13 protein-coding genes and 1 pseudogene are annotated in these 12,684 nt (G+C 74.6%); 7 read left to right on the forward strand and 7 right to left on the reverse strand.

Features of this window, described 5'->3' with window-relative positions; all coding sequences use genetic code 11:
* Positions 1 to 44: 44 nt before the first annotated feature.
* Positions 45 to 728, forward strand: coding sequence for an SDR family NAD(P)-dependent oxidoreductase (locus tag BGO37_RS10095; protein WP_291754472.1), 684 nt, complete (start codon positions 45 to 47; stop codon positions 726 to 728).
* 118 nt (positions 729 to 846) lie between these two features.
* Entirely contained in the window at positions 847 to 2,178 is a 1,332-nt protein-coding gene (locus tag BGO37_RS10100; RefSeq protein ID WP_291754475.1) for an FAD-binding oxidoreductase, read from the forward strand.
* A 128-nt stretch (positions 2,179 to 2,306) separates the two neighbouring features.
* Here the strand turns inward: BGO37_RS10100 and BGO37_RS10105 are convergent, their stop codons facing one another.
* Positions 2,307 to 3,257, reverse strand: a complete 951-nt coding sequence (locus BGO37_RS10105) for an NADP-dependent oxidoreductase (protein WP_291754476.1) — start codon at positions 3,255 to 3,257, stop codon at positions 2,307 to 2,309.
* Between the two features lie 95 nt (positions 3,258 to 3,352).
* Here BGO37_RS10105 and BGO37_RS10110 point away from each other — a divergent pair, with 95 nt between their 5' ends.
* Entirely contained in the window at positions 3,353 to 3,913 is a 561-nt protein-coding gene (locus BGO37_RS10110; protein WP_291754477.1) for a TetR/AcrR family transcriptional regulator, read from the forward strand.
* 40 nt (positions 3,914 to 3,953) lie between these two features.
* Here the strand turns inward: BGO37_RS10110 and BGO37_RS10115 are convergent, their stop codons facing one another.
* The 3 genes from BGO37_RS10115 to BGO37_RS10125 form a co-directional block, all read right to left on the reverse strand.
* Positions 3,954 to 4,781 (reverse strand): alpha/beta hydrolase, encoded by an 828-nt coding sequence (locus BGO37_RS10115; protein WP_291754479.1) that lies wholly within the window; start codon positions 4,779 to 4,781, stop codon positions 3,954 to 3,956.
* A gap of 175 nt (positions 4,782 to 4,956) precedes the next feature.
* Complete coding sequence (locus BGO37_RS10120; RefSeq protein ID WP_291754480.1) at positions 4,957 to 5,436, reverse strand: ferritin-like domain-containing protein; 480 nt, start codon at positions 5,434 to 5,436, stop codon at positions 4,957 to 4,959.
* A 148-nt stretch (positions 5,437 to 5,584) separates the two neighbouring features.
* Complete coding sequence (locus tag BGO37_RS10125; RefSeq protein ID WP_291754481.1) at positions 5,585 to 8,308, reverse strand: helix-turn-helix transcriptional regulator; 2,724 nt, start codon at positions 8,306 to 8,308, stop codon at positions 5,585 to 5,587.
* A 105-nt stretch (positions 8,309 to 8,413) separates the two neighbouring features.
* Here BGO37_RS10125 and BGO37_RS10130 point away from each other — a divergent pair, with 105 nt between their 5' ends.
* Together BGO37_RS10130 and BGO37_RS10135 are read left to right on the forward strand one after the other, a co-directional pair.
* The gene (locus BGO37_RS10130; protein WP_291754483.1) at positions 8,414 to 8,848 is read left to right on the forward strand and encodes a VOC family protein; all 435 of its coding nucleotides are present in this window, start codon (positions 8,414 to 8,416) and stop codon (positions 8,846 to 8,848) included.
* Positions 8,849 to 8,853: 5 nt separating this feature from the next.
* Positions 8,854 to 9,495 carry a helix-turn-helix domain-containing protein gene (locus BGO37_RS10135; RefSeq protein ID WP_291754485.1) on the forward strand — a complete coding sequence of 214 codons (642 nt, stop codon included), beginning with the start codon at positions 8,854 to 8,856 and terminating at the stop codon, positions 9,493 to 9,495.
* 13 nt (positions 9,496 to 9,508) lie between these two features.
* Here the strand turns inward: BGO37_RS10135 and BGO37_RS10140 are convergent, their stop codons facing one another.
* Together BGO37_RS10140 and BGO37_RS10145 are read right to left on the reverse strand one after the other, a co-directional pair.
* Positions 9,509 to 9,889 carry a type II toxin-antitoxin system VapC family toxin gene (locus tag BGO37_RS10140; RefSeq protein ID WP_291754487.1) on the reverse strand — a complete coding sequence of 127 codons (381 nt, stop codon included), beginning with the start codon at positions 9,887 to 9,889 and terminating at the stop codon, positions 9,509 to 9,511.
* Positions 9,886 to 10,140, reverse strand: a complete 255-nt coding sequence (locus BGO37_RS10145) for a hypothetical protein (RefSeq protein WP_291754489.1) — start codon at positions 10,138 to 10,140, stop codon at positions 9,886 to 9,888. The genes BGO37_RS10140 and BGO37_RS10145 overlap by 4 nt, the downstream gene beginning before the upstream one ends.
* 385 nt (positions 10,141 to 10,525) lie before the next feature.
* On the opposite strand from BGO37_RS10145, the gene BGO37_RS10150 reads away from it, so the two are divergent.
* The gene (locus BGO37_RS10150) at positions 10,526 to 11,665 is read left to right on the forward strand and encodes an iron-containing alcohol dehydrogenase (RefSeq protein ID WP_291754490.1); all 1,140 of its coding nucleotides are present in this window, start codon (positions 10,526 to 10,528) and stop codon (positions 11,663 to 11,665) included.
* Between the two features lie 53 nt (positions 11,666 to 11,718).
* Positions 11,719 to 11,832 (forward strand): annotated as a pseudogene (locus BGO37_RS10155) (DivIVA domain-containing protein); the annotation flags it as partial.
* 350 nt (positions 11,833 to 12,182) lie between these two features.
* On the opposite strand, the gene BGO37_RS10160 reads toward BGO37_RS10155, so the two are convergent.
* Positions 12,183 to 12,683, reverse strand: coding sequence for a universal stress protein (locus BGO37_RS10160; protein ID WP_291754493.1), 501 nt, complete (start codon positions 12,681 to 12,683; stop codon positions 12,183 to 12,185).
* Between the last annotated feature and the right edge of the window lies 1 nt (position 12,684).

The raw sequence follows: 12,684 nt of genomic DNA on the forward strand, positions 1-12,684 counted from the left end.
CCGGTCGCTGGTTGCCGCCCGCGGCTCCCCGCAGGCTCGACGGCATGACGACAACACTCATCACCGGTGCCACCAAGGGCCTGGGCCGCGAGACCGCCCGACGGCTCGTCGAGCTCGGTCACACCGTCTACCTCGGCGCGCGCGACCTGGAACGCGGGGAGCGGGTCGCGGCCGAGCTTGGCGCGACGGCGGTCCTGCTCGACGTGACCGACGACGCCTCCGTCGAGGCGGCGGCCAGCCGGGTCGACCACCTCGACGTCCTGGTCAACAACGCCGGCATCTCCGGAGGGTTCACGCCGGTCGGCGAGACCACCGCGGCGGACCTGCTCCGGGTCTACGACACGAACGTGTTCGGCGTCGTGCGCGTCACGCACGCGTTCCTGCCGCTGCTCGAACAGAGCACCGCTCCGGTCGTTGTGAACGTCAGCAGCGGCATGGGCTCGCTCGGCGTGACCACCGACCCGAACCGGTTCGAGTCCACGCTGATCGGGCTCGCCTACTCGTCGTCCAAGACCGCGGTCAACATGCTGACCACGCAGTACGCCAAGGCGTACCCGCGCATGCGGATCAACGCCGTCGACCCGGGCTACACCTCGACCGACCTCAACGGTCACCGTGGCACGCAGAGCGTCGAGGAGGGCACCGATGCGATCGTGCGCATGGCGACGATCGGCCCCGACGGGCCGACGGGCGCGTTCGTCGACCGTCACGGGCCCGTGGCCTGGTGAACGGGCTGGCGGTGGCGGGCCGCGGCCGGTGCTCCCGAGGCTCGCCAGGTCACGGACGGGGCCGGGCACGAGGCGATATCCGGTGGCCGACCCGCCTCATCCGCCACAGGATGGCCCGGTGACGGACGCCAACGGACTGCTCGCCGCCCTCGCCACGCTCGCCCCCGGACGGGTGACGACCCCGGGACCGGGCTTCGACCCCGGGGCGCTGGTCGCCTTCGACCCGGGGGAGGTCGCACCCGCCGTCGTCGTGCGGCCGCGCGACGCCGCGGAGGTGGCGCAGGTCCTCCCCCTGGCCGCCGAGGCCGGGCTCCCGGTGGCGGTCCGGGCGGGCGGCCACTCGTACTCGCGACGCTCGCTGGTCCACGGCGGGGTGGTCCTCGACCTGGGCGGCCTGGATACGGTGCACATCGACGCCGACGCCCGCACCGGACGTGCCGGGGGCGGCGTGACGGCGGGGCGCTACACGACCGTCGCCGCGGAGCACGGCCTGGCGACCGGGTTCGGCGACACCGGCTCCGTGGGCGTCGCCGGCCTGACGCTCGGGGGTGGCATCGGCTTCCTCAGCCGGCGGTACGGCCTGACGGTCGACGACCTGCTCGGCGCGGACGTCGTCACGGCTGACGGACGGCTCCTGGTGGTGGACGACGAGCACGAGCCGGACCTGTTCTGGGCGCTGCGCGGTGGCGGCGGCGGCCTCGGGGTGGTGACCGAGCTGCGCTTCCGGCTGCACGAGGTGGCGTCGATCACCCAGGGCATGCTCTTCTTCGAGCCGGACGCGGGACTGCTCGCGGCGCTCGTCGGGCACCTGAGCGAGGCCGCCGACGAGCTGGCCTCGATGGTCAACGTCATGGTGGCGCCGCCGGTGCCGTTCCTCCCGCCCGAGCTGCACGGGCGTCCGGTGATCATGGCGCTGCTGGTGCACTCGGGGAACCCCGCGGACGGCGAGCGCCTGGTCGGTGAGGTCCGCGACATGGCGCCGACGCTCCTGGAGCGCGTGGCGCAGGTGCCGTACACGGCCGTGCTGGGGCCGTTCGGGTTCAAGGGCTTCGGGGTGGTGACCGGGGCGGGGTTCGCCGACGAGTTCGGGCCCGACCGCGCGGCGCGGGCCGTCGACGCCGTGACGTCCGGTCGCCAGGTGGTGGTCAACCTGCGCCCCATGGGCGGCGCGATCGCGCGCGTGGCGCCCGACGCCACCGCGTTCGCGCACCGCGACCGGCGGTTGATGACGGTGGTCTCAGCGCTGGCCCCGGACCAGGCGACGGCGGAGCTCGCCGCCCCCGCGGTGGACGACCTCAGCGCCGCGCTGAGCGACGGGCCGTACGGCTACGTCAACTTCCTGCGCGCGCTGCCGGATGCGGCCGAGCGCGCCTACCCGGCCGCCACGCTGCAGCGGCTCGCCGCGGTGAAGGCGGCCTACGACCCCGGGAACCTGTTCCGGTCGCGGTAGCCGGTCGATGCGGCGCCCGCCCAGCGGCCGGCGCGACGCTGCGCCGGTGCGCGGCTGTTGCCGGAGCACCAGGAGCGGGCCGGCCGCGGCGGCCCGCAGGCCCGGCTGGGAGGCGTGCCGTCGGCGGGCTACGGGACGAGCACGACCTTGCCGTGCGGCGCTCCCGACAGGCTGAGCTCCGCGGCGGCGTGCCACTGCGCGAGCGGGAACGTCCGCGCGATCGGGAGGGTGAACTCGCCGGTGGCGGCGAGGCTCGCGTAGTCCGCCAGCATGTCGGAGCTCGGGAAGCGACCCGTGGCCCGCAGCTCGTCGATGTTGACGCGGGCACCGTTGCTGCGGGCCTCGTCGTGGTTGCTGATCGTGACGACGCGCCTCGGGTCGCCGGCGATCTCCACGAGCGCCGCGACGGCTCCCGCATTGGGCCGGGACACGTCGAGCACGTGGTCGACCGGTCCCTCCGCGAGCGACCGGACGCGATCGACCATGCCCTCGCCGTACTGAGTCACGATGGCCCCGAGCGCTGCGAGGTCCGGCGCGAACGTCGGCCCCGCGGTGGCGATGACGCGGGCGCCGCGACGCAGCGCGATCTGCACGGCGGCGTACCCGACCATGCCGCCCGCGCCGTGGACGAGCACGGTCTCGCCTGGACGAACGTCCATGAGGTCGAGGGTCCAGTGTGCCGTCTGCACCACCATCGGCAGCACGGCCGCGTGGACCGCGTCCAGCCCCGCCGGGACGGCGAACCACAGGGTCAGGAGGGCGTGGTCGGCCGCCCCGGCGCTCGGCTGCGCGGCGTACTGCGAGACGCCGAAGACGAGGTCGCCGAGGCCGACGTCCTCGACCCCGGCACCGATGGCCTCGACCGTGCCGGCGACGTCGTACCCGATGCCGCGTGGCAGGGGGCCCGGCATGAAACCGCGGCAGAGCTCCCAGTCGGCGGGGTTCAGGCCGGTCGCGGCGACCCGGACCCGGACCGCGCCCGCACCCGGGTCGGGGATCTCGGCCAGCTCATCGCGCAGCACGTCCAGGGGCTCGCCGAGCTCGTGGAACCGGATGACCCGTGACGTGACCGCGCCCATGACGCTCTCCCTCGCTGGTGCCTGCCGTCCGTAGTGTCAGTCACCGACATTAACACGTAGCGACAGCGACTGTCGCTACCCGCTAGGCTCGTCCCATGCCGCGGAGCGGGAAGGAAGCGCGCGCACGCCTGGAGCAGGCGGCGCTCGAGCTCTACCTCGAGCATGGGTTCGACGCGGTGACCACGGCCGAGATCGCCGCCCGCGCCGGCGTGACCGAGCGCACCTACTTCCGGCACTTCCCCGACAAGCGCGAGGTGCTCTTCGAGGGCGAGCGTCGGCTGACGGGGTGGGTGACCGAGGCGCTCGCGGCGGTGCCCGACGAGGTTGCCCCGTGGCCGGCCATGCGTCGCGCGATCGACCTCATCGTGCCGTCGCTCGAGGAGAGCGGGCGGGCAGGGAACCGCCTCGCCGCGATCGTCGCGACGACGCCCGCCCTGCGCGAGCGCGCGGCGGCGAAGGAGGCCAACCTCGTCGCGCTCGTCGCCGGCCTGCTCGTCGAGCGCGGCGCCCCCGCCGACGAGGCGGACCTCGTCGCCCTCACGGAGTGGGGCGTGCTCGCGCACGCGATCCGGACCTGGCGGGCGGCCCCGGGCACCCCGCTGCAGCGGCACGTCGACCGGGCGTTCGCGCTGCTCGGCGGCCTCGCCGGCGCCTGAGCGGCCCGGACCAGGCCGGTCCGGGCCGCTCGCGGGTGCGTCAGTGCGTGGCGCGGGCGGCCTGCAGGATCGTGCTGACCACGACGTCCGGCCGCGCGATGAAGGACAGGTGGCCGGCGTCGACGGTGGTCACGTGCGATCCGGCTCGCTTCGCCATGTACTCCTGAAGGGCGGCCGGGATGATGTGGTCCTGCGTGCCCTCGACGTACCAGGACGGGATCGTCGACCAGGCCGGCGTGCCCGACGGCTCGTCGAGCGCCGAGGCGGCGAGGGGCCGCTGTGCGGCGTACAGGCGGTCCTGCTCCGGCTTGGGCAGTCCGTTGGCGAACACGGTGGAGAAGACCGAGCCCTTGAGGTACAGGTCGACGTCCCCGGCCGGGCCGCCGGCGTACGGCGCGAAGTCGAACAGCGCGGTGGGGTCGATCGGGCCGTTGATGTTGATGAGGTCGTTGAGGGTCTCGCCCTGCGCCGGGACGAACGCGTCGATGTAGACGAGCGCCTTGACGTCCGGGTCGGAGGTGGCCGCGTTCGTGATCACGGCGCCGCCGTAGGAGTGGCCGACGAGGATCACGGGACCCTGCGTGCGCACCCTGAGGAAGGTGGCGAGCGTCGCCGAGTCGTCCGGCAGCGAGCGCAGCGGGTCGGCGAACTCCAGCACCGGGTAGCCGGCGCGGCGCAGGCCGGCCTCCACCTTCTCGAAGCCGCTGGCATCGGCCCAGGCGCCGTGCACCAGCACGACGGTGGGCTTGGGCTCGGCGGAGCTGGCAGCAGCGCTGTCGGCCGCGGCGCTCACGCCCACCAGGGCGAGGGAGGACAGGAGGGCGGTGATCGTCGTGCGCCGCGCGATGCGGCGTCGGGTGGTCTTCATCAGGTCTCCAGAGGTTTCGGTCGGGTCGACGCGCTCCGCCCGGCGGGGGCTGGGTGGATCCGGCCCGGGGCCGGCGGCGTCCTTGGGAAGGAACGTATGGAGGCCGGGGGCGGTGGGGCATGCGTCAAATGACGTGACGTATGTCGTCCGCGCGCGCCACGCCCGAGCGGAGCGGTTAGGCCGTCCCCGCCGCCAGCACCCGTGCGTGCCGCTCGAGATCGACGACGATCCGGTGCACGAGATCGGCGCTGCTCGGGTCGTCGCGGTGCGCGACGGCACTGGTCCGGCGCGCCGTCGCGGCCGCGGCGCCGAGCGCCCCGGCGCCGTACGCGAGCGCGTCCCGGGCCGAGATCCTGCCGGACGGGACGCCGGGGACCGTCGTGTCGCCGGCGACGGTGCTGCTGCGAGCGTCCGGTGCGCCCCCGACGGCGCGGAGGCGATCGGCCACCTCGTCGGCGAGACGACGTGCGTCGTCCGCGACCTCGTCGAGCCGGAGGTCGACGCTGCGGGACCCGGCGCCGACGACGTTGCGGTGGAGCTGCGTCAGCTGGGAATGCAGCTCGGTCAGGTCCACCAGCAGCTGCTGCAGATGGCCGACGAGCGGGGTGCTGCCGCCGCCGGGGTACCCCCCACGGACCGTCGGTGGTGTGCTCACGGCAGCTCCCTTCGCGCGACGACGTCGCCGCGACGCCCCGGACGCGCTCCGCGAGCCGCTGGCGCGCGGCTCGCGCCGAGGGACGTCAGCGTTGCCCGCACAGCCGCGTCGCGGATCCGCCTGATGACGTATGTGGTGACGTCACAGGTCATGTCCGGTCGTGGCTGCCCTCCGGTCGAAGGTCGGCGGTCGACAGCGCGTCGCGCAAGGATGCCCGAGAGGCGATCCCGAGCTTCGGGAAGATCCGGTAGAGGTGCGTGCCCACGGTGCGGGGCGAGAGGAAGAGGCGTGCGCCGATCTGCTTGTTGCTCAGTCCCGTGGCGGCGAGCTCCGCGATGAGCCGCTCCTGCGCCGTCAGGCTCGAGACGCCGTCGGGCACGTCCGAGGTGGCGGCGCCGGCCAGCTCCAGCTCGTGCCGCGCCCGCCGAGCCCACATCAGGGCGCCGAGGGACTCGAAGGTGTCGACCGCCTGCGCCAGCGCCACCCGGGCGTCGGCAGTCGCGTGGCGCCGCCGCAGCCACATCCCGTGCGCCAGCCGGATGCGGGCGGCCTCGAACGGGTAGGCGTGCGCCGCCGGCGAGCTCGTGGCCTGCTCGAACAGCTCCCCGGCGGCGTCCGTGGCGTCCGTCATGGCCAGCGCCGCGGTCGCAACCATGGACATCCGGGGCGACACGGCTGCGACACCGCGTTCTTGGGCGGCCAAGGCGTGCCGCCGGGCGTCGTCGGCCCGGCCGGTCGCGAGCGCTGCGTCGACGAAGTCCAGCACGCTCCGGTACGACTCGTGGGCGTAGGGCGTGAACGCGCCCGGCGAGGCGAGGCCGTTGGCGTACGTCCACGCCGTCTCGTACCGGCCGTCCGTGATGCACGCGATGAGGCCGGCGGCCTCGACGTGCTGGAGGAGCAGCCCCAGCCCACGGGGCCGGGCCCATCGATCGACATCGAGTGCGATCTCCCGTGCCCGTGCGATCTCGCCTCGCCGGGCGAGCAGCTCGGCCTGGAAGGCCAGGTACTCGTAGGTGAAGAGCGCGTACCCGTGACGCGTGCTGAGGTCGAGCCCGCGCTCGAGCGCGGCTTCCGCCTCGTCCCACCGACCCTTGGCGGTGAGGTCGAGAACGCCCAGATGGAGGATCGTCATGACGTTCGTGATCGCGCCGGTGTCTCCCTCGCGGTCGACCATCCGCTTCACCACGTGGCGGTACTCGGCAAGGACGTCCAGGAAGTAGGCCGAGATCGCCAGGCGCATGATGTCCCACGGCTCACTGCTGACCGCTGCGAACGAGCCGGCCAGGCGCTCGCCCGCGCCGGCGGCATGGGACAGCAGGTCGCCCCAGGTGTCGCGGAAGAGGAACGTCTCCTCCGGCAGGTCCTCGGCCAGGTCGTCCAGGACCCGCTCGGTCGCCTGCCACAGGGCGGCGGACGCGGAGAACATGCTGATCGACAGCAGCGCGTTCACGGTGCGGACGAGGGTGTCCGGGTCGAAATCCTGCCGCCGGTGGCGCAGGGCCTCGAGCAGCATGCGATGGGCGGGGCCCACGGCCCCGTCGCGGTAGAACACCACGTAGGCGGAGTTGAGGATCGACGCCGGTGCGGTGAGGTCGCCGGCCTGCCGGTCCGACCGGTTGAGCAGCGCCTCCGCGACCTCGAGCATGCCGGCCTGGCCGGCGACGAAGGCCGCGTCGGCCAGCCGCCGGTCCCGGTCGGCCTCACCGGGGCTCAGCTCGGAGGCTCGCGTCAGCAGGTTGACCGCCTCCGGGGCGCCACCGCGGCGGGTGGCGCCCCGGGCGGCGTTCTCGAGGACGCGAGCCACGTCCTCGTCGGGGTCCAGCGTCGCGGCCGCGAGGTGGTGGGCGTGCCGCAACGGGTCGTGGGCGTGGCGCTCGGCGAGCCGCGCGTGCGCGGCGCGCACCTGGTTCGGCGACGCGAGCTGCACCACCGCCGAGCGCACGAGCGGATGGCGGAACGCGACCCTCCCCGTGGCGGTGGCGACGTCGACGAGGCCGGCCGCGCGGGCCGACTCCACGGCGGCGGGCTGGAACTCGTTGCTGCCGTCGGAGGCCATCGCCCCGTCGAGCGCCATGAGCAGCAGGTCGGCCACCTCCGCCTGCGGCAGGCCCGCCAGCCGGCGCAGGTACATCTGCTCGAGGCGTCGCGGGAGGGGAAGCTCGAGGGACACCGCTCCCGAGGTCTCGAACCAGCGCGCCAGCTCCAGCAGCGCGAGGGGGTTCCCCGCCGCGCGGGCAAGCACCCCCTCCCTGTGGGACGCCGGGAGCTCCGGGTGCGCCAGGTCCAGCAGACGGGCGGCGTTCCCGGCCTCGAGCGGACCCACGTCCAGCCGTTCGATGCCGGTCGTGTCCAGGCTCGAGGGCTCGCCGGTCCGCACGGCGAGGACCAGCGCCGCAGGGCGGTCGCTCAGGCGCCGGGCGACGAACGCCAGCACGGCCGCGCTGACCTCGTCGAGCCAGTGCACGTCGTCAATCACCACCAGGCAGGGGGCGATAGAACCAGCGGCGGCCAGCAGGTCGAGCAGGGCGGTGCCGAGCGCGAGGATCGCCAGGGGCTCGCCCCCTCCCCGCCCGACGGCCACGTCCAGTGCCACGCGTTGGTGGTCGCTGAGCCCGCCGGTGTGCTCGTCGAGCGCCGTGAGGACCTGATGAAGGCCGGCGTACGGGTAGGGCTGCTCGGCCTCGACGCACGACGACCGCAGCACGCGCCACCCCTGGCCGCCTGCGTCATCGCAGAGACGGGCCAGCAGGGTCGTCTTGCCGACGCCGGCCTCGCCGTTGACCAGCACGGTGCGTCGCTCGCCCGTCAGGACGCCCGCGAGGAACTCCGCCTCGCGCGAACGCCCCACCAGCGGCTGGATCGGATCCACGGACGGAGTCTAGGAAGACGACGTGACGTCGGGTCTTGACAGTCCCACTTGTTTTTTGCAAGCGTGGTCGTCGTCCGCTGAACGACCGACGAAGGTGAGCCCGACATGACCGCGATGTTCGTCAACCTGCCGGTGACCGACCTGGAGCGCGCGAAGGCGTTCTACACGGCGCTCGGGTTCACCATCAACCCGCTGTTCTCGGACCACAACGCCGCGTGCGTCGTGGTCGAGGACGACCACAGCTACTTCATGATCCTGACGCGCGAGTACTTCCAGACCTTCAGCGACCGGCCGATCGGCGACCCCTCGGTCACCGTGTCGGCCGCGACGGCGATCTTCCTCGACACCCGCGCGGCGGTCGACGAGGCCGTCACGGCGGGCCTCGCCGCGGGTGGCTCGGAGGCGAAGGAGCCGACCGACCTCGGCTTCATGTACCAGCGGCAGCTCACCGACCCCGACGGCAACGTGCTCGAGTTCGGCTACATGGACCCGGTCGCTGCCGCCCAGGGGCCCGAGGCCTTCATGAACCAGCAGGCCTGAGGTCGATGGCCGCTCGCGAGTACGGGCAGTACTGCGGCGTCACACGGGCGCTGGAGCTCGTCGGCGAGCGCTGGGCCCTGCTCATCGTCCGCGACCTGCTCGTCGGGCCGCGCCGCTACGGGGACCTCGCCGCGGGGCTGCCCCGCATCCCGAGCAACATCCTGGCGGCGCGGCTCAAGGAGCTGCAGGCGGCCGGCGTCATCCGCCGGGTGCCGCGCTCTCGGGTCATCGTCTACGAGCTGACGCCCTACGGCCGCGAGCTGGAGCCGGTCGTGCTCGCGCTCGGCGCGTGGGGGTTCAAGGCGATGGGCGAGCCGCGGGAGGAGCAGGTCATCACGCCCGACTCGATGACGGTGGCGCTGCGCACGGCCTTCCGGCCGCAGGTGGCGCAGACCCTGCCGGCGACCGCCTACGCCGGCCGGTTCGACCACGCGGAGCTGCTCATCCGCGTCGATGGGCCGACGCTCGACGTGACGCGCGGCGAGGCGCCGGCCGACCTGTCCTTCGTCGCCGGCCCCGGCATCCACCGGCTGATCTCCGGCGAGCTCACCCCGGACGACGCGATCGCCGCCGGCGTCGTCGAGGTGCTCGGCGGCCGCCGCGGCCTCCTCGGACGCTTCGCCAGCACGTTCCACCTGGCGTCCTGACCGCGCGGCCGCGTCAGTAGGGCGGGCGGAGGCCGGCGATCATCGGGAAGTGCTTGACGTTCTTCGTCAGCAGGTGGGCGCCGAGCGCCTCCGCCGTGGCGGCGATGACGTAGTCGACGGTGTCGATGTCGCGGTGCGATGCCAGGTAGCGGTTGGCGAGCCCGCCGGCGCGATCGGCGATCTCGCGGTCGACGTCGACCCAGCGCAGCACCGTGAAGAGCGCCTCGAGCTCTCGTCGCTCGCGCGACCGCACGCCCGCCAGCAGCTCGGTGCGCGTCAGGACCGACGCCGCCAGGTCGTCGCCGTCCTCTCGTGCGGCGAGGAGCACTTTCCGGGCCCTCGCGTCGCCGCGCAGGTGGTCGACGAGGACCGAGGTGTCGACGACGACGGTCACCGAGGTGCCAGCCGGGCGCCGAGGCCGTGCCGCATCGACTCGACGTACGCCTCGCCGTCGAGCTCGACCTCCGCCCACGTGCCGAAGCTCAGGTCGAGGGCGCGGACCACGGCGTCGTCGTCGGGCAGCCCGTACGTGCGGTCCACCGCGCGACGTACCAGCTCCCCCAGGCCGACGCCGGTGCGCTCGGACTCGGCCAGCAATCGTGCGTACTGCCGGTCCTCGAGGATCACCTGCGTCCGGTGCGACATGATGTAACCCTACATCACGAAGAAAAGGCCGGGCGCGGTGTCGGCGCCCGCCGTTAGCGTCGGTGCGGAACGCACGCGACGGACGGGGGTCTTCGATGTGGTCTGCCCTGCCGGTGCTGCCCGCGGGCAGCCTGACACCCCTGGGGGAGCGGCCGCGCGGGGCGAGCGGGCCGTGGTGGTCCTGCCCCTGGGCCGACGGGCGCTGCCACCGGCGCCCCGGCGGGCCGACGAGCCGGCCCCCGGCACGCGCGGCGTTCGCGGCCACCTCGCGGTGGCGCACGCGGCGCCGGTAGCAGGCCGGCGCCGGTAGCGGGCCGGCGCAGGTCGCGCGCCGGCGCGGGCACGGAAGGATGGGTGCCGACAGCGTCGTCGTAGGGAGGTCGTCGTGTTCACCTTCGCGACAGCCGGACGGATCGTCGTCGGTGCCGGGGCCTCGGAGCAGGTGCCGCGGATCGCGTCCGAGCTGGGCAGGCGGGTCTTCGTCGTGCTCGCCAGGCACGGCGAGGAGGGCGCGCCCGGGCTGGCCGGGCTACCCGACGAGACGACCGTGTGGCGGTGGAGCGGCGAGCCGACCGTCGAGGGTGTGCGCGCCGCGCTCGCCGCTGCCCGGGAGGCGCGGCCGGACGTGGTCGTGGGCTGGGGTGGCGCCTCGGTCGTCGACCTCGCCAAGGCGGTGGCCGTGCTGCTGCGCGACGAGGCCGACGTGCTCGACCACCTCGAGGTCATCGGCCGCGGCCTGCCCCTGACCGCGGCGCCCGTGCCGGTCGTCGCGGTGCCGACCACCGCCGGCACCGGCGCCGAGGCGACCGCCAACGCACCGCTCCTCTCGCCCGAGCACGGCGTCAAGGCGAGCCTCCGCTCGCCGGCGATGCTGCCGACGGTCGCGGTCGTCGACCCCGCGCTCACGCTGACGTGCCCGCCGGCGGTCACCGCGTCCTCCGGCCTGGACGCGCTGACGCAGTGCCTCGAGGCGCTCGTCACGCCGCGGGCGAACCCGCTGACCGACGCCCTCGCCCGCGAGGGCCTCGCCCGCGCCGGCCGCAGCCTGCACACCGCCTTCCGGCACGGCGACGACCTCGACGCCCGCACCGACATGAGCCTGGCGGCGCTGCTCTCGGGGATGGCCCTGGCCAACGCCCGGCTCGGCGCCGTGCACGGCCTGGCCGCGCCCCTCGGCGGCCGGCTCGGCGCGCCGCACGGGGAGGTGTGCGCCGCGGTGCTGACGGCGACCGTCGCGACGAACGTGCGGGCGCTGCGGCAGCGCGACCCCGGCGCCGTGGCGCTGGACCGGTACGCCGAGGCCGCCCGGCTGCTCACCGGAAACCCGGACGCCGAGGTCGAGGACTGCGCGCGGTGGATCGCGGACACGGTGTCCTCGCTCGGCGTGCGCCCGCTGGCGGCGCTGGGCCTGCCACCCGACGAACACGGCGCGGTCGCGGACGCCGCGCTCGCGGCGAGCAGCATGGCGGGCAACCCCGTGCGGCTCACGCACGACGAGGTGGTGGGGATCCTCGCCCGTTCGTGACGGGCCGGGTGTCCGGCCACCCCGACGCGACGCCGTGCGGCACGATGTCGCCCATGATCACGGCCGACGAGGTGCTCGCCGCGAAGTTCCAGTCGACGAAGTTCACCGAGGGGTACGACCAGGACGAGGTCGACGACTTCCTGGACCGCGTCGTCGCCACGCTGCGAGCCCGGGAGGGCGGCGCGCCCGCGGACCGGCCGGTGACGCTCGGGGACCTCGAGGCGCCGGCGTTCACGACGACGAAGTTCCGCGAGGGCTATGCGCAGGACGCCGTGCACGACCTCCTCGCGCGGGTGCGCGACGAGCTCGGCGGCGCACCGTCGGCGCCCGCGCCGGTGCGGTCCGAGGGAGCCGGCCCCCAGGTCGGCCCCGTCGTCGAGGAGAGGCGGGGGTTCTGGCGCCGCCTCTTCGGCGGCTGACCAGCCTTGGCCCCTGATCGTCGCCGGGTCACCAGCCGGCTCGCCGCCCTGATCGGCCACTGACCGGCTCGCCCGTCGCCTCGTCGCGGACGGCGGTCTCAGGGCCGACTCGGTGGCGGCCCCGGTGGCGGCGGCGGCAGCGCCGTGGTGGTGGGGCGGCGCGGCCAGACGAGCAGGATCGGGCACGGCGCATGGTCGACGACGAAGCGTGTGACGGGACCCAGGCTGTGCGGCCCGAGGCGCTCGAGCTCACCGTCCCGCGCCAGCACCAGCAGCTCGGCGGCCGCCGCCGCCTCGACCAGCGCCCGCTCTGGGCGGCCCGAGAGCGTCCTGGCCGTGCTGGCGCGACCGAGGCGTCCGGCCGCGGCCTCGAGCATCTCCTCGGTGGCGGCGGCGCCCATCGCCGCGATCCGCGCGCCGGGGTCGCGCTCGGGCCGTCCCCGGCCGAGCATCCCGGCGAACGCGGTGTGCGCCGCGTCGGCACCGTGGGTCCCCTCGGTGACGAGGAGCACGACCTCCGACGTCGGCGGCGCCCACTGCGCCGCGGCGTCGATGCACGCCGGCCACGTCCCCTCGGCCACCCAGACGAGCACCGCCATC

It is taken from the genome of Cellulomonas sp. 73-92 (assembly GCF_001898175.1).
GTDB lineage: Bacteria > Actinomycetota > Actinomycetes > Actinomycetales > Cellulomonadaceae > Cellulomonas.

Excerpts from the sequence above, each read along its gene's own strand:
- BGO37_RS10095 (WP_291754472.1), top strand. The coding sequence starts at position 45 with ATGACGACAACACTCATCACCGGTGCCACCAAGGGCCTGGGCCGCGAG.
- BGO37_RS10105 (WP_291754476.1), bottom strand. The coding sequence starts at position 3,257 with ATGGGCGCGGTCACGTCACGGGTCATCCGGTTCCACGAGCTCGGCGAG.
- BGO37_RS10110 (WP_291754477.1), top strand. The coding sequence starts at position 3,353 with ATGCCGCGGAGCGGGAAGGAAGCGCGCGCACGCCTGGAGCAGGCGGCG.
- BGO37_RS10115 (WP_291754479.1), bottom strand. The coding sequence starts at position 4,781 with ATGAAGACCACCCGACGCCGCATCGCGCGGCGCACGACGATCACCGCC.
- BGO37_RS10130 (WP_291754483.1), top strand. The coding sequence starts at position 8,414 with ATGACCGCGATGTTCGTCAACCTGCCGGTGACCGACCTGGAGCGCGCG.
- BGO37_RS10135 (WP_291754485.1), top strand. The coding sequence starts at position 8,854 with ATGGCCGCTCGCGAGTACGGGCAGTACTGCGGCGTCACACGGGCGCTG.
- BGO37_RS10145 (WP_291754489.1), bottom strand. The coding sequence starts at position 10,140 with ATGTCGCACCGGACGCAGGTGATCCTCGAGGACCGGCAGTACGCACGA.
- BGO37_RS10160 (WP_291754493.1), bottom strand. The coding sequence starts at position 12,683 with ATGGCGGTGCTCGTCTGGGTGGCCGAGGGGACGTGGCCGGCGTGCATC.